Below are 21160 nucleotides of genomic sequence, written 5' to 3' on the forward strand. Positions count from 1 at the left end.
GCGTGGCCCTCACCCTCGACCTCGGCCCCCACCCCGCCCGGGCGTTACACCGGGCGGGCGCCGCCCTGGCCGCCCGGCCCAGCCTGCTCGCCGCCGCCACCGTGCTGCTGGTCTGCGTCCCCACCGGCGAGAAGGACGTGAGCGCCGCCGTCCACATCACCGCCGCCGACCTCGCCTCGCTCGCCCTGGTCGCGCTCACCGCCGTGGACCTGCTGCGCGGCCGGCTGCCCGCGATCGACCGCGGCACCGGCGCGCTGTTCGGCCTGATCGTGTTCTCCGCCGCCGTCGCCACCATCGGCTCGATCGACCCGGCCACCAGCCTCACCGGCTTCGTCCGGCTCACCCAGGTGTTCGTCCTGGTGCCCGCCGGCGTGCTCTGCGCCCTGCGCGACCGCACCGACCAGCGGCTGATCCTCGGCTCCTTCGTCGCCGCCGCGCTGATCCAGGGCGTGGTCGGCGCCCACCAGTACCTCACCCGCACCGGCGCCTCCTACACCGGCCAGCCGATCCGGGCCGTCGGCACCTTCGGCGCGCTCGACATCATGGCGATGTCCACCGTGGTCAGCTACGGACTGCTGGCCGCGCTCGCGCTCGCCCTCGGCGAACGCGGCCCCGGCGGCGACCGGCGGCTGCGCCGGGCGATGTACGCCTCCGCGGCCTTCCTCGCCTTCCCGCTCGCGGTCTCCTTCAGCCGGGGCAGCTGGATCGCCACCGGAGCCGCCGCCGCCGTCCTGCTGCTGCGCGCCGACGCCCGGCTCGCCGTCCGCAGCGCCGTCCTGGGCCTCGCCGCCGCCGTCGTGCTGATCGGCGGCCTCGGCCTCGGCGCCTCCGGTGTCACCGCCCGGATCGGCAGCATCGGTTCCGTCTCCGCCGCCCCCGACCAGTCCGTCTCCGACCGCTACGACCTGTGGGGCACCGCCGAGCGGATCTGGCAGGACCACCCCGTGAGCGGCGCCGGCCCCAAGGCCTTCCAGCAACTGCGCGACAGCCACGCCCCGTTGCGGCTGTCCTCCGGCAGCGACGCCGCCGACGCCACCATCGGCTTCCAGCGTGAACCGCTGCTCTCCCCGCACAACATGTACTTCCTGGTGCTCAGCGAACAGGGGCTGATCGGCATCGTCGCCTACGCCGCGCTCTTCCTCGGCCTCCTCCTCGGGTGCCTGCGGCACGCCCCCGCCGGGCAGGGGCTGGCCGCCCTGGCCCTGCTGACCTGGGTCCTGGTCGACTTCCTGTACGCGGACATCGGCGGCACCACCACCGTGCTGACCTCCGTCGTCCTCGGCCTCGCCGCCCGCACCGCCCGGCCCGCGAGGGGACACGCCCGGTGACCACCGACCAGCCCGCGCTCGTCCCCGTTCCGGCACCCGTCGCCGCCCCCGCCCCCGCCCCCGCCGCCGTTCCCGCACCGGGTCGACGGGGCGCGCCCGGTCCGGGCACGCCGGAGGCGGCCGGCCGGGGGGCGGGCGGCTTCCTCGTCAAGGCCTTCGGCGTCACCGCCGTGCTCAGCGCCGCCGGCTCCGCCCTCGGGCTCCTGCGCGACCTCCTGCTGGCCCGCTACTTCGGCGCCAACCAGGGCACCGACGCCTTCCTGGTCGCCTGGACCGTCCCCGAGACCGCCGCGCCGCTGCTGATCGAGGACGCCATGTCCTTCCTCATGGTGCCCGCCTTCGCCCTAGCCCTCGTCCTGCGCGAGGACCACCCCGACGGCCCCGACCCGGTCCGCCAGCTGGTCCGCGCCACCCTGCCCTGGCTGCTGCTCGCCCTCGGCGCCCTCTCGCTCGGCGCGGCCCTCGGCGCCCCCCAGCTGGTCGACCTGCTCGCCCCGGGCCTCGCCGACCCCCGGCTCGCCGTCACCTGCACGCGGATCACCGCGCTCACCGTGCTGCCGTTCGGCGTGGCCGGCTACCTGGCCGCCGCCCTGCGCGCCCACCACCGCTTCACCGCCCCCGCCGGGATCTACGTCGCGTACAACGTCGGCATCCTCGGCATCCTGCTCAGCGCCCACGCCCTGTGGGGCGTGCGCTCCGCCGCGATCGGGGTCGCCGTCGGCAGCGTGCTGATGGCCTGCCTGCTGGTCGTCCCCTTCCTGCGCCGGCTGCGCACCGGCCGCCCCGCCCGGGGCCGCCGCTCCCGCAACTCCCTGGTGCTGATCCCGCTCGCCCTGCTGCCGGTCGCCGCGTTCACGCTGACCCGGCAGGCCCAGGTCTTCATCGAGCGCTTCCTCGGCTCCGCCCTGCCGGCCGGCACCATCTCGCACCTCAACTACGCCGCCAAGGTCTCCCAACTCGCCATGACGGCCGCGATCCTGATCTGCACCGTCACCTTCCCGCTGGTCGCCCGGGCGCTCGCCGCCGGGGACCTCACCGCCGCCCGCGACCGGGTCGAGAAGGACCTCGGCCAGGCCGCCGCGGTCGTCCTGCTCGGCACCGCCTTCCTGCTGGCCTGCGCCCCCTCCGTAGTCGCCCTGCTCTTCGAGCGCGGCGCCTTCGGCCCGCGGGACACCGCCGCCACCGCCGCCGTCATCCGGGTCTACAGCTTCGGCCTGCCCGCCCAGGCGCTGATCGGCGTGATGATCCGCCCCTACTTCTCGCTGCGCCCGGTGGTCCGCCGGGCCGGCGACCCGCGCCCCGAGGACGGCGGACGCCGACTGCTCGACTGGTACCCCGCCGCCGCGATGGTCCTCGGCCTGGTCGTCACCGTCACCGTCGGCCTGCTCGCCACCCCCCGCTTCGGCGCCCTCGGCCTGGCCGCCGGCAACGCGGCCGGCATCACCACCACCGCCGTCCTGCTGCTGCGCGGACTGGTCCTGCGCGGCATCGCGCTGCGCCTGCGCCGGGTGCTCGGCGGCCACGCCCGACTGCTCGCCGCCGCCGCCGGCGCCGCGGCCCTCGGCACCCCCGCCGCCGGGCTGCCCGCCGACCCCCTGCTCTCGACCCTGCTCGGCGGCGCCACCGTGGCGCTGGCCTTCGCGGCCCTCGGTACCGGCCTCGGTGCCCGCGAGGTGCGCGGCCCGGTCCTCGCCGCCGTCCGGGCCCTGTGCCCGCCACCTGTAGCCGATGAAGGGAAGGTTCCCCATGGACGCTGAACGGGGATCGGTCCGTTCGGTCCTGTCGGGCGTACGACGCTCCGTGGTGCCGACGGCGACCGGACCGCGCGTCGATGCGCCGCGCACCGAGGTCCGCCGCCCGCAGGCACGGCTGCCGAGAAGCCGTCGGCCGGTGCCCGCCGCCCCGCTCCCGGGCACGGGCCCCGCCTCGCCGTGGATCCTGATGTACCACTCGGTGGCCGTCGAGCAGGAGGACCCGTACCTGCTGACCGTCAGCCCCGAGCGGTTCGCCGACCAGATGGCCTGGCTGCACCGCTGCGGCCGGCGCGGCGTCTCGGTCCGCGACCTGATGCGCGCCCGGGCCGCCGGACGGGACGCCAAGCTGGTCGGCCTGACCTTCGACGACGGCTACGCGGACTTCGCCCGGCACGCGGTACCGGTCCTCCAGGAGTACGGCTTCACCGCCACCGCCTACGTGGTCGCCGATCTGCTCGGCCGGGCCAACGACTGGGACACCGAGGGCCCGCGCAAGAAGCTGCTCACCGTCGACCAGGTCACCGAACTCGCCGCCGCCGGCTGGGAGATCGGCTCGCACGGCCTCGGCCACCAAGCCCTGCCCGGCCTGCCCGCCGACGTCCTCGCCACCCAGACCAGGGAGAGCCGCCGGGCCCTGGAGGAGGTCGTCGGCGGACCCGTCACCGGCTTCTGCTACCCGTACGGCGCCGTCGACCTGCCCGCCACCCTGGCCGTGCGCGACGCCGGCTACGACTACGCCTGCGCCATCGCCCACTCCCCGCTCACCGGCCGGTACGCGATGCCCCGCTGCTACGTCGGCGACCGCGACGGCGCCTGGCGGCTGCGCGCCAAGCGCGGCCGCCACCGGCTGCGCGACACCGTCACCGAACTGCGCCAGAGCCGCCTGGCCGGCCGCCCCCGCCCCGAGCCGAAGGGCCGCGCCGGAGCCGACGGCGAGGAACGGCAGGGCGGTGCGGCAACGGCCGGCGAGCGCGGCGCCGGCAGCGGGCCGGAGCGCTCCGGACGCAAGCGGACCGGCAGGAAGGCGCTTCGATGAGGGTGCTGCACATCGTCACGGGCCTCGCCTCCGGCGGTGCCGAGCGCCAGCTCCACCTGCTGCTGCGCCACCTGCCCGCGCACCAGCAGTGCGAGGTGGTGGCGCTGACCAACCCCGGTACGGTCGCCGCCGCGCTGCGCGCCGACGGGGTGACCGTCCACCACCTCGCGATGCGCGGCAACCGGGACTTCGGCGCGCTGCCCAGGCTGGTCCGGCTGATCCGCGCGGGCGGCTACGACCTGGTGCACACCCACCTCTACCGCGCGGGCCTGTACGGCCGGCTGGCCGCCCGGCTGGCCGGGGTCCGGGCGGTGGTCGCCACCGAGCACTCGCTGCACCCCGGGGTGATCGAGGGCCGCCCGGTCACCCGCGGCGTCAAGGGCCTCTACCTGGCCGCCGAACGCCTCGGCAGCACCACCGTCGCGGTCTCCCGGCAGGTGGCCCAGACCCTGCACTCCTGGGGCGTGCCCCCGGGCCGGGTGGAGCTCATCCCCAACGGCATCGACGCCGCCCGCTACACCTGGGCGGACGCGGACCGGGCCGCCCTGCGCCACCGGCTGCGCGCCGAGCTGGGCCTGCCGCCGGAGAGCTGGGTGGTCGGCGCGGTCGGCCGCCTGGTACCGGGCAAGCGCTTCGACATCCTGCTGGAGGCGCTGGCCGCGCTGGACCCGGGCGCCCGGCTGGTGCTGATCGGCGAGGGCCCCGAACGCGCCGCCCTGGAGCGCCGGGCCGAGGCCCTCGGCGTCCGGGACCGCCTGGTGCTCACCGGCGAACGCGACGACGTCCCCGAACTCCTCGCCGCGGTGGACGTGCTGGCCGCGCCCTCCACCGCGGAGACCTTCGGCCTGGGCGTGCTGGAGGGCCTGGCGGCCGGCCTACCGGTGCGGCACAGCGCCTGCCCGGCCCTGGACGAACTGCCGCCCGCCGCGGCCCCGCAGGCCCGCCGGATCCCCTCCGAGGCGGACGCCTACACCGCGGCCCTGCGCGAACTGCGCCATCTCAACGACCACAGCACCGACCCGCTGCCCCGACCCCCGGCGGTCGGCCACTACGACATCGTCCGGGTGGCCGCCGACCTGGGAGCCCTCTACGACCGCCTGGCACCCGCTTGAGCGGCCGGCAGCCCGCGCCCGGCCGGGCCGCCCACCGGTCGGCCCTCATATCCAAGGAGCACCGCATGTCCGAACCGCGCCGAAGCGCCCGAACCCTGGCCCGTCGCTGGTGGCCGGTGGCCCTGGCGGTGCCGCTGGGCGCCGTGGCCGGCGCCGGGTACGCCGTCGTCGCGCACCCGTCGTACGCCGCCAACTCCTATGTGATCGTGGTGCCGCAGACCACGGGGGAGAGCGCCACCGCGATCAACTTCGCGCAGGCCTACGGCCGGCTGGCCGGGCAGCCGCAGGTGCTCGCGGCGGCCGCCGCCGAGACCGGCCACACCCGGACGGAGCTGGAGGCCCTGGTGCACGGGACCACCTCCCCGGACGCCCCGATGATCGAGATCACCGGCACCGGGGCCCGGCCGCAGGAGGCCGTCCGGGCCGCCGACGCGGTGGCCGGCTCGCTGGTGGCCTTCGCCAACGCGAGCAGCAAGGAGACCGGGGTCCGGCTGGTCCCGCTGGCCCCGGCCGCCGAGCCGGACAAGCCGACCACGCCGTCGGCCCGGCTGGACGTCGCGGTCGGCGGCGCGGCCGGACTGCTGGTCGGTGCGCTGGTGATGATGACCCGGCGCCGGGGCACCGCCGCCGGCCCGCAGACCGCTGCCGCGCCGGCTCCCGGGGCCCCGCAGGCCCCGGCGACCCCCACCACCCCGCGCCCGAGGTCCGAGGAGGCCCCCGCCGACCGGGAGCCGACGGAGGCCGGGGAGCCGAATGATCCCAAGGAGTCCAAGCAGTCCAAGGACCTCAAGGAGACCAAGGAGTCCAGGGAGCCCGCCAAGGCCGCCGGCCAGGAGAAGAGCGCCACCGCCGGGAGCGGCCGATGAGCACCGAGGCCGACACCGGGACGGGCGCCATCGCCCTCCCCGCCCAGGCGGGCCGTCCGCGCTGGACCACCGAGCTGCGCCGCGAGGACGACGCCCTGGACGTCCTCGCCGAGGAGTGGGACGACCTGGTCACCCGCTGCCGCACGGCCACCTTCTTCCAGGCCGCCGCCTGGCAGCGCTCCTGGTGGCGCCAGTACGGCCGGCCCGGCGAGCTGGTGGTGGTACTGGTGCGCCGCTCCGGCCTGCTGGTCGGCGCGGGCGCCTTCCAGCGCCGCGGCGGCCCGCTCGGCGGCCTCAGCGGCCTCGGCGACGGGCTGATCGACTTCACCGACATCCTGCTCGACGACGGCTGCGCCGACCGGGCCGCCGCCGAGTTCGCCGCCGCCCTCCCGCTCACCCGCCCCTGGCACAGCCTGGACCTGCGCGAGGTGCGCCCCGAGGCGGCGGTGCAGCGGGTGTTCGAGCACTGGCGGGGCCGGCGCCGCCGCTTCACCGACTCGCTCTGCCAGTACCTGCCCGCGGTCCCGATGGATGAGCTGCTCAAGCGGGTGCCCGGCAAGACCGCGCAGCGCAGCCGGGTGAAGCTCCGCAAGATCGCCGAGTCCGGGGTGGAGGTCCGCTCGACCGCCCCCGAGGAGGTGCCGGAGGCGCTGGAGGGTCTGCTGCGGCTGCACTTCCTGCAGTGGCAGGACCGCGGGGTCACCCCGGAGCACCGCACCGAGCGGTTCGCCCGCCACCTCGCCGAGTCCACCACCGGCCTGGTCGCCACCGGCCGCGCCGCCGTCCACCAGTACTGGCTGAACGGCGAGCTGGTCGCGGTGAACCTGCTGCTGCTCTGCCCGTCCTTCGGCGGCCTCTACCTGTACGGGGCGCACCCGGAGCTGCGCGAGCGGCTGGACATCGCCGGGCTGCTGTTCGGCGCCGCGCTGGACGAGACGGTCGGCGCGGGCATCCCGGTGCTCAGCCTGCTGCGCGGCCAGGAGCCCTACAAGCAGCGCTGGCGGCCGGACCGGCTGCCGAACCAGCGGCTGCTGTTCGGCCCGCGCGGTCCGGCCCCGGCGGCGGCCTGCCGGGGCGGTACGGTCCGGGCCCGGCAGGCGGCGGTGCACGTGCTGCGGACCAGGCTGCCGAGGCTCAGGGAGGCGCTAGCGGCTCGCCGCCGGAGCTGACCGGGTCGCCGTCGGGCCGGCCGGGGCGGGGTCGGCCGCGGTCGGCGTACCGCCCGCGGCCGCCGTGCCGGGCGACGGCGCCGCCTCCGCACCCGCCGAGGGGGAGCCGACCGGGGAGGCGGTGGGGGAGGCCGTGGGGGAGGCGGCCGGGTCCGCGGTGGCCTTCGGGGACGGCGTGGCGGCGGGCTTCGGCGAGGGCTGGGGCGGGGGCGTCGACGTGGCGGTCGGCGCCCCCTTGGAGCCGGACATCAGCTGCTTGAAGCGGGCGCCGGACTTCGGGTTCCGGTCGCACTGCCAGAAGCCGTGCGGGCAGTAGTCGGTGACGGTCTGGTAGCTGGTGTCGTGGGTGCGGATCCACTCGACCATCCGCTGGACGAAGTCCGGGTTGTCCCCGTTGCGGAACAGCCCCCACTCCGGGTACGAGACGGGCTTGCCGCGCTTGGCGGCGAACTCGACCTGGTCCTGGAGCCCGTACGGCTCCCGGACGTAGTCGTCGAAGGTGGCCCCGGCCGGCTGGTCGTAGCTGTCCATGCCGATGATGTCGACCACGTCGTCCCCGGGGTAGCACTTGGTCCAGGGGATGGCGTCCACGCCCCGGTTCGGGGCGAAGTCGAAGCGGAACCGCTGGCCGGGCACCGAGCGCATCACCCCGACGATCCGGCGCCAGTAGGCCTTCCAGGCGGTCGGGTCGGGCTTGCAGCGGTGGGTGTAGGTGACCCCGTTCATCTCCCAGCCGAGGGTGAGCACGGTGTCCGCCCCGCCGAGCGCCACCAGCCGGCGGGCGAGCTTGAGGAAGTGGCGGTCGAAGTCCCCGCGGACGCCCTGGCCGAGCAGCTTGGCGACCTCGCCGTCCGACACGCCCGCCTCGTTGGGCACCAGCATCGGCACGCCGAGGACCAGCATCCGGTTCGGGTCGGCGAGCCGCCACTGCGACCACATGCCGAGCACCACCGGCTCGCCCTCGATGTCGGCCCAGCCGTTTCCGGCCAGATAGGTGTGGCCGACCTGCATGTTGGCGTTGTTCAGCCACTGGGCGTAGCGGCCGATCTGGGGGATGTAGTTGTCCCAGGAGCCGACGAAGGCGCCGAAGGGCGGCTCGTGCCGGGGGCGCTGGACGGTCGGGCGGGGCGCGGCGCCGCGCGGCTCGAAGGCGTCCGAGGAGAGGGCGTGCCGTTCGGTCTGGCTGAGCGGGGTCCCCGCGGGGACCCCGGCGGTGGTCAGCAGCAGAAGCGCGGCGGCGGCCAGCGTCAGGCGGCCGTATCGCATGGGTCTCTCTCCTCCGGGCGGTCGCTGAGCGGGAGGCAGGGCGGACGGACCGTGGTGCCCCGCTCGCCGACAGTAGGCCCAGCGGGCGTCGGAAAAGCCGAATGTCACCCTAAAGTGGGCGATATTCGAACGCCGTCTGCCGCAATGCGCCGTGTATCACCTCTGTAACAGTCCGGGCGGGCCCGGAGGCCCTACCCGGCGGGCCCGCGGCGGCGGCCGTCCGGGCGGTGCGGCCGTGACGGCGCAGGTCGGCGGGCAGGTGCGGGCGAAGGGCGCAAACCGGCCGTCGGCAGGTCCACCGTTCGGACGCGCGGCCAAGTCCGGCTGACTCGCGCGGGTGGTGAAAGGTACGCTCCGCCCGTGTCCTGGAAGCCGCTGCGTGTTCTCACCCCCCGATCGATCCTCCCTGCCCTGGCCGTGCTGCTGGTCCTTGTGGCGGGCGCGGCCGCGCATGCCAACAAGCCGGTGCCGTTCGGGGACCGGGTGGCCGAGCCGGGCGGCGCGGACGCCAGCCCGATCAACGCGCAGTCGCTGGACACGGGCGGTCTGGAGCTGAAAGTGGGCCCGGGCCTGGAGGCCTACAACCGCGCGAGCGGGGAGCACGCCTGGTCCTACCGCCGGGAGGGCGCCACCGCGCTGTACCTGTCGATGGCGGGCGAGAACGCCGTGGTGCTCTGGGACGACGGCCTGGTCACCTCGGTGCGGCCGAGCGACCACGAGGTGCGCTGGCACCGGGCCGTGCCCGGCCTGGCGGACTGGCTGAAGGGCGAGGACGAGCCGAACGCCGACAAGCGCACCGAGGCGCAGCGCAAGCAGACCGCGCTGGAGCGCGCCGCCTCGGCGCTGCACACCGTCCAGGACTCCTCGCCGTGGGTGGCGGTCGTCACACCCGGTCTGACGATGGGCTTCCGGGACGCCGACGGTGATCTTCGCTACAACTCCAAGCCGGCCGGCAACTGCGTCTACGACCCGACCCGCACGGTCGGGACGGACTACGCGGTGCTGGTGCCGCGCAGCTGCACCAGCAGCAGCGGCCAGGCGATGTCCGGCGGCATCAGCGGGTACCGGCTGGACAGCACCGGCTGGCAGTTGAACGCCGGCCCCGCGGTGGCGCTGAAGGCGCTGGACGGCCAGCGGGTGCTGATCTCGGACGGCCCGATCGTCGGCACCAAGGTCTTCGACACCAAGGCGGCCGCCCCCGAGGCGGCCTGCGGCAGCCCGGCCGAGCCCTTCGCGGCGGTCCGCCCGCAGGGCTCCTGCCCGGTTCCGGAGGGCGACCCGCAGCCGTAGGGGCGTGTTTCCGGGCCTTCGGCGGGCCCCGGCCGGTACCCCACCGCGGTAATTGCCCCGGGCGTTCCCGCGGGGCCCGGTAGACTTGCCGTCATGGCTGTTCTCTCCGGGCATTAGCGGGCGAGCGGTGCCGCCCTGCGCGGCGCACCGGTCGACGTACGACGCCCTTCCCGCTGCCCCGGCCCTGTGCCATGTCCAGGCGCCCGCCCACGTCCCAGGAGTACCCCAGCCGTGATTTCCGCCAACGCCCTTGAACTGCGCGCCGGCGCCCGTGTCCTGATCGAGTCCGCGAGCTTCCGGATCGCCCCCGGCGACCGGATCGGCCTGGTCGGGCGCAACGGCGCCGGCAAGACCACACTCACCAAGGTGCTGGCCGGGGAGGGCATCCCGGCCGGCGGCACGGTCACCAACTCCGGCCAGGTCGGCTACCTCCCGCAGGACCCGCGCACCGGCGACCTCGACGTGCTGGCCCGCGACCGGATCCTCTCCGCGCGCGGCCTCGACACCGTGCTGAAGAAGATGCGCGAGAACGAGGAGCGGATGGCCAACGGCAAGGGCGCCACCCGCGACAAGGCGATGAAGAAGTACGCCAACCTGGAGACCGAGTTCCTCACCAAGGGTGGGTACGCCGCCGAGGCCGAGGCCGCGACCATCGCCGCCGCCCTCGGGCTGCCCGACCGCATCCTCGCCCAGGAGCTGCACACCCTCTCCGGTGGTCAGCGCCGCCGCGTGGAGCTGGCCCGGATCCTGTTCTCGGACGCCGACATCCTGCTGCTCGACGAGCCCACCAACCACCTCGACGCCGACTCCATCGCCTGGCTGCGGGACTTCCTGAAGACGTACAAGGGCGGCTTCATCGTGATCTCGCACGATGTCGAGCTGGTCGAGACGGTCGTCAACAAGGTGTTCTACCTGGACGCCAACCGCTCCGCGATCGACATCTACAACATGGGCTGGAAGCAGTACCAGCAGCAGCGCGAGGACGACGAGAAGCGCCGCCGGCGCGAGCGCGCCAACGCGGAGAAGAAGGCCGCGACCCTCAACTCGCAGGCCGACAAGATGCGGGCCAAGGCGACCAAGACGGTGGCCGCGCAGAACATGGCCCGCCGCGCGGAGAAGCTGCTGGCCGGCCTGGAGCAGGTGCGGGTCTCGGACAAGGTCGCCAAGCTGCGCTTCCCGGACCCGGCCCCCTGCGGCAAGACCCCGCTGACGGCCGAGGGCCTGTCCAAGTCCTACGGCTCGCTGGAGATCTTCACCGACGTGGGCCTGGCGATCGACCGGGGCTCGCGGGTGGTCATCCTCGGGCTCAACGGCGCCGGCAAGACCACCCTGCTGCGGATGCTCGCGGGTGTCGAGCAGCCGGACACCGGCGCGGTCACCCCGGGCCACGGCCTGAAGATCGGCTACTACGCCCAGGAACACGAGACCCTGGACCCGGACCGCTCGGTGCTGGAGAACATGCGCTCCTCGGCCCCGGACACCGACCTGGTGCAGATCCGCAAGATCCTCGGCTCGTTCCTGTTCTCCGGCGACGACGTCGACAAGCCGGCCGGGGTGCTCTCCGGCGGGGAGAAGACCCGGCTCGCGCTGGCCTCGCTGGTGGTCTCCAGCGCCAACGTGCTGCTGCTCGACGAGCCCACCAACAACCTCGACCCGGCCAGCCGCGAGGAGATCCTCGGCGCGCTGCGCGAGTTCTCCGGCGCGGTCGTACTGGTCACCCACGACGAGGGCGCGGTCGACGCGCTCCAGCCGGAGCGGATCATCCTGCTGCCGGACGGGATCGAGGACCTGTGGAGCCCGGCGTACGCCGATCTGGTCTCGCTCGCCTGATCCGGCCCCGGCCTTCCGTCTGCCCCGGGGGTAGACACCTCGTCCGTTTTTTGCACCAGAAAAACTAGTCCTTACGGCGTGTCCGGGAATGAAGAGGTCCGGGATTCCGTTTGAGGAGCTTCCGTCGGCCCGCCATTCGATCGTGGTCGGGCCGACGCTGCTGATCAGCCCTTTCGCCCCGGATGGCGGTATCACCCCCGGGGGCGTGCACTCAGCGTGAGCGCCCTTGTGCGCTCGGATCACCACCGGCGGACCGCGCATTCCCGACATCGACCTTGCCGAATGGGTGGCCAGGACGCGGTGGATGGGTGATCATGGGAATCTGACCGAGCAACGCTACGAGGAGGCACGGGTGGCCGAGACTCTGAAAAAGGGCAGCCGGGTGACCGGTGCCGCGCGTGAGAAGCTCGCGGCCGATCTCAAGAAAAAGTACGACTCCGGGGCGAGCATTCGCGCTCTCGCGGAGGAGACCGGTCGCTCGTACGGCTTCGTGCACCGGATGCTGAGCGAGTCCGGAGTGATCCTCCGGGGTCGCGGTGGTGCCACGCGGGGCAAGAACAAAGCTACTGCTGGGACTGGTTCCTGACGGTCCGTCAGTTCCTTCGACGGATGACTCGGCGGCAGGGCGCCGGCTGGGAGACGACGGTTGGTCGTTCGCTCCCGGTCCGGACGAACCGGCCGCCGATCGTCATGTCGACCCCCTGCCGACCGGGTGCCGTCCGGGCGCGATCCGGATGTCGGCCCGTTTCCGGCGGCAGCCCCTGCCGCCGCGTCCACAACTTTGTTACTCTCCGGTAATCAAGCACCCTCGCCACCGGAGGTCCCCGCATGACCGCCCCCGCCACCGATCCGCAGGCCCCGAGCTGGGAGCAGGACGGCGTCCGCCTGGAGGTCGACGGCGAACTCGCCGTCGTCACCCTCTGTCAGCCCAAACGGCGTAACGCCCAGTCGCCCGCGATGTGGCGTGCGCTGACCGCCGCCGGCCGCGAACTGCCGGGCGCCGTCCGGGTGGTGCTGCTGCGCGCCGAGGGCGTCTCGTTCTCCGCCGGGCTCGACCGCGCGATGTTCACGCCCGAGGGGATCCCCGGCGAGCGCAACTTCCTCCAGCTGGCCGCCGCCGAGGACAAGGACCTCGACGACACCATCGCCTCCTACCAGGAGGCCTTCACCTGGTGGCGCCGCCCGGACCTGGTCTCGATCGCCGCCGTCCAGGGCCACGCCGTCGGCGCGGGCTTCCAGCTCGCCCTCGGCTGCGACCTCCGGGTGGTCGCCGACGACGTCCAGTTCGCGATGAAGGAGACCTCGCTCGGTCTCGTCCCCGACCTGGCCGGCACCAAGCCGCTGACCGAACTCGTCGGCTTCGCCCGGGCGCTGGAGATCTGCGCCACCGGCCGCTGGGTCGGCGCCGAGGAGGCGGCCGCGACCGGTCTGGCCAACCTGGCCGTCCCCGCCGCCGAGCTGGACGCCGCCGCCCGGGACCTCGCCGCCGCGCTGCTGGCCGCCCCGCGCAACGCCGTGATCGAGACCAAGGCCCTGCTCCAGGGTGCGGGCGGGCGCTCGTTCGACGAGCAGCGCTCGGCCGAACGGGTGGCGCAGGCGCGCCGGCTGCGCGATCTGGCCGGCCTCGGCGACTGACGCCGGTCCGTGACCGCTGGGCCCGACTCCCCCGAGGGGGTCGGGCCCTCGGCGTCTGCGCAGCCCGGCGGAGCGGCCCCGCCCGGCCGGACACCGCTCCAGGGGCGGGAATCGTGGCGAAATGACAGAGTTAGAGCGATTTGCGATATAGCTGGAGCCGTACGACGGGAGAAGCGCCCATGCCTGACACTCCGACGCCCGCCACCATGCACAAGAACCCCTCCGCAGGTGCCACGGCCGTTGCCGCGACGCCGGCGAGCAGCGACAGCACCAAGCCGCTGGCCGACCGGGGCCGCACCGCGCTGGCCGTCGGCGTGGTCGAGAAGATCGCCGGGATGGCCGCCCGCGAGGTCGTCGGCATCCACGCCCTCGGCTCGGGGCTCTCGCGCACCTTCGGCGCGATGCGCGACCGGGTGCCCGGGGGGAAGTCCAGCATCGGGCGCGGGATCAAGGCCGAGGTCGGGGAGAAGCAGACCGCCATCGACATCGCCCTGGTCGTCGAGTACGGCGTGGTGATCCCCGAACTGGCCCGCCAGGTACGGGAGAACATCATCGACGCGGTCGAGCGGATGACCGGTCTGGAGGTCGTCGAGGTCAACATCGCCGTCAACGACGTCCACCTGCCCGACGAGCCGGACGTCGAGGAGGAGGAAGAGGAAGTCCCCACCGCGGGGCAGCGGCCCAAGCTGAAGTAACGCGACCCGGCTGGAACAGCCGGACCGACCGCCCGGCGCCGGGCCGGTACAGACGAGGAGGAGCGGATGAACCTGGCCATCGTCGGCCTGGTGGTGGGGATGGCGCTGGGCTTCGCCGGCTATTTCGGCGGGTTCGCCGCGTTTCTGCTGGTGGCCGCGCTCGGAGTGGTCGGCTTCGTGGTCGGACGGCTGCTGGAGGGCGACATCGAACTCGGGGACCTCGGCGACCTGCTGCGCGGCCGCGACCGGCGCCGTTGATGGCGGCCGTCGCGGCCGGTCGTCGTGAGCCGGGGGCCCGGGGCCGGCTGCGGGTCGCGGACCGGGTCTACGCCCGGATCGCGGCCCGGGCCGCCCGCGAGGCCCTCGACCACGCGTGGAGCGGCCGGGCGGAGCGCGGCCGTCCGCCCAGGGTGTCGGTCGCCTCGCCGGGCAGCACCGTCACCGTGCGGGTCGCCGTCGAGCTGCCCTTCCCGGCCGATCTCGCGCGGCTCGCGGGTGCCGTGCGCGACCGGATCGCCGAGCAGGTCGGCGGACTGACCGGGACGAGGGTCGCCGAGGTGGTGGTGGTCGTCGAGCGGCTGGTGACCGGGGGAGCGGCATGAGCGGGCAGCCGCCGCCGGGGCCGTCGGCGCAGGAGCCGGAGCCGCTGGGACAGGAGCCGTTGGGTCCGGAGCTGCCGGTGGAGCCGCTGGAGTCGGGGCCGTCTGAGGCCGGGCCGCCGGGGCTGCCGCCGGAGCCGGAGCAGGTCGCCGTGAAGGTGCCGCGGTTGCGGGCCCCCCGCACCGTGGCCGCCGCGGTGGTCGCCACCGTCGCCCTGGTGATCGCCACCGCGCTGCTCTACGACGTGATCGCGGTCCGGACCGGCCATCCCGCCCGCCGCTGGCGTGCCGACGTCGCCGACGAGCTGGCCACCCGGCACCTCGACGACCTCGGCGTACTGCTCGGCGCCGGGGCGGCCACCCTGCTCGGCGGCTGGCTGCTCTGGCTCGCGCTCGCCCCCGGCCTGCACCGCTGGCTCCCGCTGCGCCCGCACGGCGACACCGCCGCCGCGATCGACCGCGGCGGGGTCGCCACCCTCCTGGTCGACCGTGCCGCGAGCCTGCCCGGCGTGGACCGCACCGCCGTCCGGATCAACCGCCGCAGGGTCAAGGTCACCCTGACCGGCCCGGCCGACCCGGCCTCCGTCCAGCGCCGGCTGCGCGAGGAGCTGGCCCGGGTGACCCTGGCCCGTCCGCTGACCCTGGAGGTCCGGACGGCCCGCCGCCGGGCCGGCCGCCGGGCCGCGGCGGCGAGCGGTCCTGAGTCGGGCGGTCCTGAGTCGGGCGGGACGGCGGGTGGCCCGGCGGGCGGCGCCGGGGCGGACGGGTGAGCCGGGCCCGGTGCGGGCGGCGGGCATCGCGGGACGAGCGGGGCAGACGAGCGGAGCGAGGGAGGACGCGGTGAGTCGAACCACCGTCAACCGGCTGCTGCTGGGGGTGGCCGGCCTGGTGCTGCTGGCCGCCGGGGTGCTGGTGCTCGCGGGCGGCCTCGACCTGTACGGGCGGCTGGGGGTGGAGCCGCCGAGCCGGTGGCCGCTCACCTCACCTGACCAGCCGGTGTTCGGCGCCGGCTCCCGCACGCGCTGGGTGGACCGGTCCTGGTGGTGGCCCGCCGTCATCGGCGGGCTGGTGCTGGTGATGGCCGGCACGCTCTGGTGGCTTTTCGCCCAGCTGCGCCGCAACGGCCCGGCGACCATCGGCGTCCCGACGCCGGGCGCGCCCGGCCTCCGGCTGCGTCTGCGCACCCGGGCCCTGGAGGACGCGCTGGAGACGGGCACCGTGGAGCTCCCCGAGGTCGAACGGGTGGGCATCCGGCTGGTGCGCGGGCCGAAGCACCCGCGTCTGCGCGGCACCGTCCGGCTGGCCCCGGGCGGCGACCCGGCGGCGCTGGTCGAGCACTTCGAGACCGGCCCGCGCGCCGACGCCCGGAGCAGCCTCGGCCTGGCCGGGCTGCCGGCCGACCTCCGGATGCGGGTGGTGGCCGCGAAGCCGGCCGCGCCGAGCCGGCGGAACCGGCGCAAGCACCCGCGGGTGCAGTAGGCCGAGGCGTCCGACCGGCGTCCGCCGGGCCCGCGTTCGTCGGGTGGTCAGAGGCCGCGCAGGGCGCCGCCGTCGACCGGGACCATGACGCCGGTCAGGTAGGAGGCGGCGGGGGAGAGCAGGAAGGCGGCGACCTTGCCGAACTCCTCGGGGGTGCCGTAGCGGCCGAGCGGGATCGCGGCGCTGTGCTGGGCACGGGCGGCGTCCGGGTCGCCGCCGAGGGAGTCGAGCTCGCGGACCCGGTCGGTGTCGATCCGGGCCGGGAGCAGGCCGACCACCCGGATCCCGCGCGGGCCCAGCTCGTCGGCGAGCGACTTGGCGGCCATCGCCAGGCCCGGCCGCAGGCCGTTGGAGATGCCGAGGCCGGGGATGGGCTGGCGGACCGATCCGGAGAGCACGAACCCGATCACCCCGCCCCGGTCCAGCGCCTCGGCCGCCGCACGGGCGATCCGCAGGGCGCCGAGGAAGACCGCCTCGAAGGCGTCGCGCCAGGCCTCCTCCGGGGCGGTGGAGACCGGGCCGGCCGAGGGGCCGCCGACGCTGATCAGCACGCCGTCCAGTCGGCCGAAGTGCTCGACGGCCGCGGCCGTCAGGCGCCCGGCGGTGCCCGGATCGGCGTTGTCGGCCACCAGCCCGTGCGCCGCCCCGCCGCCGTCGAGGGCGGAGAGCTCGGCGACGGCCGCGTCCACCGACTCCTTGGTGCGCCCGCTGACCAGCACCCGGGCGCCGTCGGCGACCAGTTCGCGGGCGGCCGCGAAGCCGAGGCCCCGGGTGGCGCCGGTGACCACGTACACCTTGTCCTGCAGTCCAAGATCCATGGCCCCATCCTGCCGGGTGGCGGGAGCGTCCGGGTAGTGGCGGGGGAGGTGCGGGGTGGCGTGCGCCGCCCGGACCGTGCTGGCCTTGACGTCGGCGTCAAGGTCTACCGTCGTTCCCGGCGGCGTTCGACGGCGCCGGGAGGCGGCCGGAAGGGGCCGGAAGGAGCTGAGCGGGCATGCGGATCGGTGAGCTGGCGGAGCGGGCGGGCACGACCACCCGGACGCTGCGGTACTACGAGCAGCTCGGGCTGCTGCCCGCCCGGAGGTCCGGCAACGGCTACCGCGCGTACGGCGAGGAGGACCTGCGGCTGCTCCGGCAGATCCGGATGCTGCAGGACTTCGGCTTCGGCCTGGAGGAGACCCGGCCGTTCGTGGAGTGCCTTCAGGCCGGGCACCCCGAGGGCGACTCCTGCCCCGCCTCGCTGGAGGTCTACCGGCGCAAGCTGGCGGAGCTCGACGAGTGCATCACCCGGCTCCAGGAGGTCCGGGTACAGGTGGGCGCCCAGTTCGCCCGGGCGCAGGCCGCCCGGGACGAGCTCGCCTCCGGGGGAGCCGGCGAACAGCCGCAGTGCGAGTTGGCGATCGAGTGGGAGGAGACGTAGGCGATGGTGCAGATCACAGGGGTGCCGGCGGTCACGGACGAGACCTTCGCCGCCGAGGTGCTGGCGGCCGAGGGACCGGTCCTGGTGGACTTCACGGCGGACTGGTGCCCGCCGTGCCGGATGATGGCGCCGGTGCTGGCGGACATCGCGCGGGAGGAGGCGCACCGGCTGACCGTCGTCCAGCTGGACGTGGACACCAACCCGGAGACCCAGGCGGCGTACGGGGTGCTGTCGATGCCGACCCTGATGGTGTTCCGGGGCGGCGAGCCGGTCCGGTCGGTGGTCGGCGCCCGGGCCAAGGCGCGGCTGCTGCGCGAGCTGGCGGACGTGCTGTAGCGGTCCGTCCGGTTCGGTCGGGTCGGGGCCGGTTCGGTCAGACCGGGAGGGGCTCCGGCTCGGTCGAGGCCTCGGCCTCGGCGGCCTCCTTGGCCCGGTCCCTGGCCTCGCGTCGGACCAGCACCCACAGGCCCACCGGGACCATCGCGGTGAACAGCCACCACTGGATCGCGTACGCCATGTGCGGCCCGATGTCGGAGTGGTTGGGCTCGGGCAGCAGCTCCGGCTGGTCGGCGGGGGCCGGGGAGGTGGCGGTGAGCTCCAGGTAGCCGCCGAGCAGGGCGGCGCCGGTCTCCCTGGCCTGCTGCGCGGTGCTGATCAGGTTGAACTGGCGGTCCGGCAGCCCGGCCCGGTCACGGATGCCGCTGCCGGCCGAGGTCTCGTCGGCCCGCAGCCTGCCGGTGAGGACGACCTCGCCGGCGGGCACGGCCGGGACGGCCGGGTAGGCGGTGGCGGAGTCGCCGGAGGCCACCCAGCCACGGTTGACCAGGACGGTGCCCCGTCCGTCGGACAGCTTCAGCGGGGTCACCACGAAGTAGCCGATCTTGTCCCCGCTGGAGTCGGTCCGCTTGCGGACCACGAACTCGTGCTCCGGGTCGTACTGCCCGGTGGCCGTCACCGCGCGCCAGGTGAGGTCCTTGGGCACCGTGAACCCGGGGGCCGCCGACAGGGTGTCGTACGGCACGGGCTGGGCGGTCAGGGACCGGGCGATCAGCTCGTTGCGGGCCACCCGCGCCTCGTGGCGGTGCAGCTGCCAGAACCCCAGCTCGATCGTGGTGGGGATCAGCAGCAGGGCGACCAGGACGGTGATCAACCAGCGCCAGGAGAGCAGAAAACGGTACACATGGGCACGGTACGCCCACCTCACAACGGGATCACGCACCGGGGTGCGGGGCGACCTCGCGCAGCAGCTGGAGGAAGGCGTCCTCGCCGACCACGGGGGTGCCGACCTCGCGGGCCCGGCGGGCCTTGCCGCTCCAGCTGCCCGGTTCGTTGGTCACCAGCAGGCTGGTGAGCCGGCTCACCGACCCGGCGATGTGCAGTCCGGCCTCCACCGTGCGGTCCTCCAGCACCTCGCGGTCGGTCGCGGTGTCGCCGGTGAACGCCACCCGCATGCCCTGGACCAGCGGCTTGCCGTCCTCCCAGCGCCCGGGGTTCGGGTACGGGCACGGCGGGCGCTTCTTCGCCTGGCGGTAGGAGGAGCCGGTCCAGGAGCTGCGGGCGGGCGAGGCGGGCTCGTCCTCGCCGAGGTCGGTGACGGCGACACAGGTCTGCAGCGGCAGCGGGACGCCCCCCTGGCGGGCCAGGTGCAGGCTGGGACGGAACGCCTCGGCGAGCACCCGGGCGTCGTCCAGCGCGTTGTGCGCCCGGCGCTGCTGGACCCCGAAGTAGGCGGCGAGCGTGGACAGCTTGCCGTTGGGCAGCGGAAGCCGCAGGTCGCGGGAGAGCACCATGGTGCACAGCCGCTGGTCCACCGGGGCGCGCAGCCCGGCCCGGGAGAACTCGCGGGAGATCATGTTCCAGTCGAAGAGCGCGTTGTGCGCGACCATCACCCGGCCCTGCAGCCGCTCGGCGAGGTCCTCGGCGATCTGCGGGAAGGTCGGCGCGCCGGACAGCACCTCGTCGGTCAGGCCGTGGATCCAGACCGGGCCCGGGTCCCGCTCGGGGTTGACCAGGGTGTACCAGTGGTCGGTGACCTCGCCGTCGGCGTCCAGCTGGTAGACACCCGCCGAGATGACACGGTCCGAGCGGCCGAGGCCGGTGGTCTCGACGTCCACCACGGCGAACCCCTCGGCGGGGGAGGTGGAGCGCTGGGCCGGGACGGGGACGGTCCGCGGTGCGCCGTACGTCTCGGGCTGGATCGCATGCATGGTCAAACAGAATAAGCGCCGCGGGGACCTCTCCCGGTCGAAATGTTCGACTGGGCGGGCCGGAATAGAGTGGTCGACGTATTCGTCGTACATCCAGTCGAATATCCCCCGGCCGCCCCCACCCCCGGGCGGCCGTCTCCCCGAAGGACGAACCCCCATGCGCGCCACCGTGATCCACGGCCCCAGCGACATCCGGATCGAGGACGTACCGGACCCGGTGATCCAGCATCCGACGGACGTCGTGGTCCGGGTGGTGAACGCCTGCATCTGCGGCAGCGACCTGTGGGCGTACCGGGGTGTGGCGGCCCGCGAGGCCGGCCAGCGGATCGGCCACGAGTTCCTCGGCGTGGTCGAGGAGGCCGGCTCCGAGGTCCGCGACTTCAAGCCGGGCGACCTGGTGGTCGCGCCGTTCGTCTGGTCGGACGGCACCTGTGACTTCTGTCTCGAAGGCCTGCAGACCTCCTGCCCGCACGGCGGTTTCTGGGGCCAGGTCGGCTCGGACGGCGGCCAGGGCGAGGCGGTCCGCGTCCCGTTCGCCGACGGCACGCTCGTCCGGCTGCCCAAGGAGGCGGCCGGGGACGAGAAGCTGCTGACCAACCTGCTCGCGCTCTCCGACGTGATGGCCACCGGCCACCACGCGGCCGTCACCGCGGGCGTCCGCCCGGGCGCCACCGTCGCGGTGGTCGGCGACGGCGCGGTGGGCCTGTGCGGCGTGCTGGCCGCGCACCGCCTCGGCGCGGGCCGGATCATCGCGCTCGGCCGGCACACCGCCCGCACCGACCTGGCCCGCCGCTTCGGCGCCACCGACGTGGTCGCGGAGCGCGGCGAGGCCGCGATCGAGGCGGTCAAGGAGCTGACCGGCGGCCAGGGCGCGCACGCCGTGCTGGAGGCCGTCGGCACCGAGGAGTCGATGCGCACCGCCGTCTCGATCGCCCGCGACGGCGGCGCGGTCGGCTACGTCGGCGTCCCGCACGGCGGCAGCGCGGGCGTGGACATCGGCCAGATGTTCGGCCGGAACGTTTCCCTCCGGGGCGGCGTCGCCCCGGCCCGTGCCTACATCCCCGAGCTGCTCCCCGACGTCCTGTCCGGTGCCATCGAGCCCGGCCTGGTGTTCGACCGCACGGTCGGCCTGGACGGCGTGCCCGACGGCTACCGCGCGATGGACGACCGGTCGGCCCTGAAGGTCCGCATCGCGTTCTGACCCGCCCACAACGGCAGCGGCCCGTGCCCCCTCCCGGGGTGGCACGGGCCGCTGCCGTTGTGGGCGCAGCTCCCGGGGTGACGATTTCGGCCCGGTCTCGTTGTCCGGAAACCGGCGGGCCGGCGAAGTGTGAACCGGACACCCGATCGAAAGTCCGACCTCATGACGATCGCATGAGTGGCAGGAGGTGGTCGCCGGGAACCGAGGCCCCGCAGGGGGTCGTTCGGATGCCCCGCAGCTCGCCGGAATGGTCTGATTTCAGCCAATTGACTA

22 protein-coding genes are annotated in these 21160 nt (G+C 74.7%); 18 read left to right on the forward strand and 4 right to left on the reverse strand.

What is annotated here, in order from left to right; genetic code table 11:
* The first annotated feature begins 2 nt into the window (after positions 1–2).
* The 6 genes from ACIGZJ_RS20965 (at position 3) to ACIGZJ_RS20990 (ending at position 7265) form a co-directional block, all read left to right on the forward strand.
* Positions 3–1328, forward strand: a complete 1326-nt coding sequence (locus ACIGZJ_RS20965) for an O-antigen ligase family protein (RefSeq protein WP_396458606.1) — start codon at positions 3–5, stop codon at positions 1326–1328.
* Entirely contained in the window at positions 1325–3085 is a 1761-nt protein-coding gene (locus ACIGZJ_RS20970; protein ID WP_396458607.1) for a lipid II flippase MurJ, read from the forward strand. The genes ACIGZJ_RS20965 and ACIGZJ_RS20970 overlap by 4 nt, the downstream gene beginning before the upstream one ends.
* A 133-nt stretch (positions 3086–3218) precedes the next feature.
* Positions 3219–4118 carry a polysaccharide deacetylase family protein gene (locus ACIGZJ_RS20975; RefSeq protein WP_396458608.1) on the forward strand — a complete coding sequence of 300 codons (900 nt, stop codon included), beginning with the start codon at positions 3219–3221 and terminating at the stop codon, positions 4116–4118.
* Positions 4115–5230, forward strand: a complete 1116-nt coding sequence (locus ACIGZJ_RS20980; RefSeq protein WP_396458609.1) for a glycosyltransferase — start codon at positions 4115–4117, stop codon at positions 5228–5230. The genes ACIGZJ_RS20975 and ACIGZJ_RS20980 overlap by 4 nt, the downstream gene beginning before the upstream one ends.
* 65 nt (positions 5231–5295) lie before the next feature.
* The gene (locus tag ACIGZJ_RS20985; protein WP_396458610.1) at positions 5296–6096 is read left to right on the forward strand and encodes a YveK family protein; all 801 of its coding nucleotides are present in this window, start codon (positions 5296–5298) and stop codon (positions 6094–6096) included.
* Positions 6093–7265 (forward strand): GNAT family N-acetyltransferase, encoded by a 1173-nt coding sequence (locus ACIGZJ_RS20990; protein WP_396458611.1) that lies wholly within the window; start codon positions 6093–6095, stop codon positions 7263–7265. The genes ACIGZJ_RS20985 and ACIGZJ_RS20990 overlap by 4 nt, the downstream gene beginning before the upstream one ends.
* Here ACIGZJ_RS20990 and ACIGZJ_RS20995 read toward each other — a convergent pair.
* Entirely contained in the window at positions 7242–8531 is a 1290-nt protein-coding gene (locus ACIGZJ_RS20995) for a glycosyl hydrolase (RefSeq protein WP_396458612.1), read from the reverse strand. The two genes, ACIGZJ_RS20990 and ACIGZJ_RS20995, sit on opposite strands and share 24 nt — an antisense overlap.
* Before the next feature lie 360 nt (positions 8532–8891).
* Between ACIGZJ_RS20995 and ACIGZJ_RS21000 the strand changes: the two genes are divergently transcribed.
* The 9 genes from ACIGZJ_RS21000 (at position 8892) to ACIGZJ_RS21040 (ending at position 16059) form a co-directional block, all read left to right on the forward strand.
* Positions 8892–9821: a hypothetical protein gene (locus tag ACIGZJ_RS21000; RefSeq protein ID WP_392936202.1), complete on the forward strand. Its 930-nt coding sequence runs from the start codon at positions 8892–8894 to the stop codon at positions 9819–9821.
* A gap of 231 nt (positions 9822–10052) precedes the next feature.
* Entirely contained in the window at positions 10053–11651 is a 1599-nt protein-coding gene (locus ACIGZJ_RS21005; protein WP_396458613.1) for an ABC-F family ATP-binding cassette domain-containing protein, read from the forward strand.
* A 352-nt stretch (positions 11652–12003) separates the two neighbouring features.
* Entirely contained in the window at positions 12004–12237 is a 234-nt protein-coding gene (locus tag ACIGZJ_RS21010) for a helix-turn-helix domain-containing protein (RefSeq protein WP_387941908.1), read from the forward strand.
* 242 nt (positions 12238–12479) lie between these two features.
* Positions 12480–13286, forward strand: coding sequence for an enoyl-CoA hydratase/isomerase family protein (locus ACIGZJ_RS21015; RefSeq protein WP_396458614.1), 807 nt, complete (start codon positions 12480–12482; stop codon positions 13284–13286).
* A gap of 179 nt (positions 13287–13465) precedes the next feature.
* Positions 13466–13981: an Asp23/Gls24 family envelope stress response protein gene (locus tag ACIGZJ_RS21020; protein ID WP_396458615.1), complete on the forward strand. Its 516-nt coding sequence runs from the start codon at positions 13466–13468 to the stop codon at positions 13979–13981.
* 66 nt (positions 13982–14047) lie between these two features.
* Complete coding sequence (locus tag ACIGZJ_RS21025; protein WP_392936213.1) at positions 14048–14239, forward strand: hypothetical protein; 192 nt, start codon at positions 14048–14050, stop codon at positions 14237–14239.
* Complete coding sequence (locus ACIGZJ_RS21030; RefSeq protein WP_396458616.1) at positions 14239–14583, forward strand: hypothetical protein; 345 nt, start codon at positions 14239–14241, stop codon at positions 14581–14583. The genes ACIGZJ_RS21025 and ACIGZJ_RS21030 overlap by 1 nt, the downstream gene beginning before the upstream one ends.
* Positions 14580–15350: a DUF6286 domain-containing protein gene (locus ACIGZJ_RS21035; RefSeq protein WP_396458617.1), complete on the forward strand. Its 771-nt coding sequence runs from the start codon at positions 14580–14582 to the stop codon at positions 15348–15350. Before ACIGZJ_RS21030 ends, ACIGZJ_RS21035 begins: the two co-directional genes overlap by 4 nt.
* A gap of 70 nt (positions 15351–15420) precedes the next feature.
* Positions 15421–16059 (forward strand): alkaline shock response membrane anchor protein AmaP, encoded by a 639-nt coding sequence (locus ACIGZJ_RS21040; RefSeq protein WP_396458618.1) that lies wholly within the window; start codon positions 15421–15423, stop codon positions 16057–16059.
* Positions 16060–16106: 47 nt separating this feature from the next.
* Here ACIGZJ_RS21040 and ACIGZJ_RS21045 read toward each other — a convergent pair whose 3' ends face one another.
* Positions 16107–16877: an SDR family oxidoreductase gene (locus ACIGZJ_RS21045; protein ID WP_396458619.1), complete on the reverse strand. Its 771-nt coding sequence runs from the start codon at positions 16875–16877 to the stop codon at positions 16107–16109.
* A gap of 176 nt (positions 16878–17053) precedes the next feature.
* On the opposite strand from ACIGZJ_RS21045, the gene ACIGZJ_RS21050 reads away from it, so the two are divergent.
* Together ACIGZJ_RS21050 and trxA are read left to right on the forward strand one after the other, a co-directional pair.
* A complete protein-coding gene (locus tag ACIGZJ_RS21050) occupies positions 17054–17479 on the forward strand; it encodes a MerR family transcriptional regulator (RefSeq protein WP_392936227.1) in 426 nt (141 codons plus the stop codon).
* A 3-nt stretch (positions 17480–17482) separates the two neighbouring features.
* Complete coding sequence (gene trxA, locus ACIGZJ_RS21055; protein WP_392936230.1) at positions 17483–17815, forward strand: thioredoxin; 333 nt, start codon at positions 17483–17485, stop codon at positions 17813–17815.
* Between the two features lie 37 nt (positions 17816–17852).
* Here trxA and ACIGZJ_RS21060 read toward each other — a convergent pair whose 3' ends face one another.
* Positions 17853–18659, reverse strand: a complete 807-nt coding sequence (locus tag ACIGZJ_RS21060) for an SURF1 family protein (RefSeq protein WP_396458620.1) — start codon at positions 18657–18659, stop codon at positions 17853–17855.
* Positions 18660–18690: 31 nt separating this feature from the next.
* On the reverse strand, positions 18691–19686 hold the full coding sequence (locus tag ACIGZJ_RS21065; protein WP_392936235.1) for a DEDDh family exonuclease: 996 nt from the start codon (positions 19684–19686) through the stop codon (positions 18691–18693).
* A 157-nt stretch (positions 19687–19843) separates the two neighbouring features.
* Between ACIGZJ_RS21065 and ACIGZJ_RS21070 the strand changes: the two genes are divergently transcribed.
* Positions 19844–20887, forward strand: a complete 1044-nt coding sequence (locus tag ACIGZJ_RS21070) for a zinc-dependent alcohol dehydrogenase family protein (protein WP_396458621.1) — start codon at positions 19844–19846, stop codon at positions 20885–20887.
* The last annotated feature ends 273 nt before the right edge of the window (positions 20888–21160 follow it).

Origin of the sequence: Kitasatospora sp. NPDC052868 (assembly GCF_044547105.1) — a bacterium.
Lineage (GTDB): Bacteria > Actinomycetota > Actinomycetes > Streptomycetales > Streptomycetaceae > Kitasatospora.

Coding starts and splice junctions, on each gene's coding strand:
- trxA (WP_392936230.1), top strand. CDS start 17,483: ATGGTGCAGATCACAGGGGTGCCGGCGGTCACGGACGAGACCTTCGCC.
- ACIGZJ_RS21065 (WP_392936235.1), bottom strand. CDS start 19,686: ATGCATGCGATCCAGCCCGAGACGTACGGCGCACCGCGGACCGTCCCC.
- ACIGZJ_RS21015 (WP_396458614.1), top strand. CDS start 12,480: ATGACCGCCCCCGCCACCGATCCGCAGGCCCCGAGCTGGGAGCAGGAC.
- ACIGZJ_RS20990 (WP_396458611.1), top strand. CDS start 6,093: ATGAGCACCGAGGCCGACACCGGGACGGGCGCCATCGCCCTCCCCGCC.
- ACIGZJ_RS20995 (WP_396458612.1), bottom strand. CDS start 8,531: ATGCGATACGGCCGCCTGACGCTGGCCGCCGCCGCGCTTCTGCTGCTG.
- ACIGZJ_RS21030 (WP_396458616.1), top strand. CDS start 14,239: ATGGCGGCCGTCGCGGCCGGTCGTCGTGAGCCGGGGGCCCGGGGCCGG.
- ACIGZJ_RS21020 (WP_396458615.1), top strand. CDS start 13,466: ATGCCTGACACTCCGACGCCCGCCACCATGCACAAGAACCCCTCCGCA.
- ACIGZJ_RS20985 (WP_396458610.1), top strand. CDS start 5,296: ATGTCCGAACCGCGCCGAAGCGCCCGAACCCTGGCCCGTCGCTGGTGG.
- ACIGZJ_RS20980 (WP_396458609.1), top strand. CDS start 4,115: ATGAGGGTGCTGCACATCGTCACGGGCCTCGCCTCCGGCGGTGCCGAG.
- ACIGZJ_RS21035 (WP_396458617.1), top strand. CDS start 14,580: ATGAGCGGGCAGCCGCCGCCGGGGCCGTCGGCGCAGGAGCCGGAGCCG.
- ACIGZJ_RS21025 (WP_392936213.1), top strand. CDS start 14,048: ATGAACCTGGCCATCGTCGGCCTGGTGGTGGGGATGGCGCTGGGCTTC.
- ACIGZJ_RS21045 (WP_396458619.1), bottom strand. CDS start 16,877: ATGGATCTTGGACTGCAGGACAAGGTGTACGTGGTCACCGGCGCCACC.
- ACIGZJ_RS21070 (WP_396458621.1), top strand. CDS start 19,844: ATGCGCGCCACCGTGATCCACGGCCCCAGCGACATCCGGATCGAGGAC.
- ACIGZJ_RS21050 (WP_392936227.1), top strand. CDS start 17,054: ATGCGGATCGGTGAGCTGGCGGAGCGGGCGGGCACGACCACCCGGACG.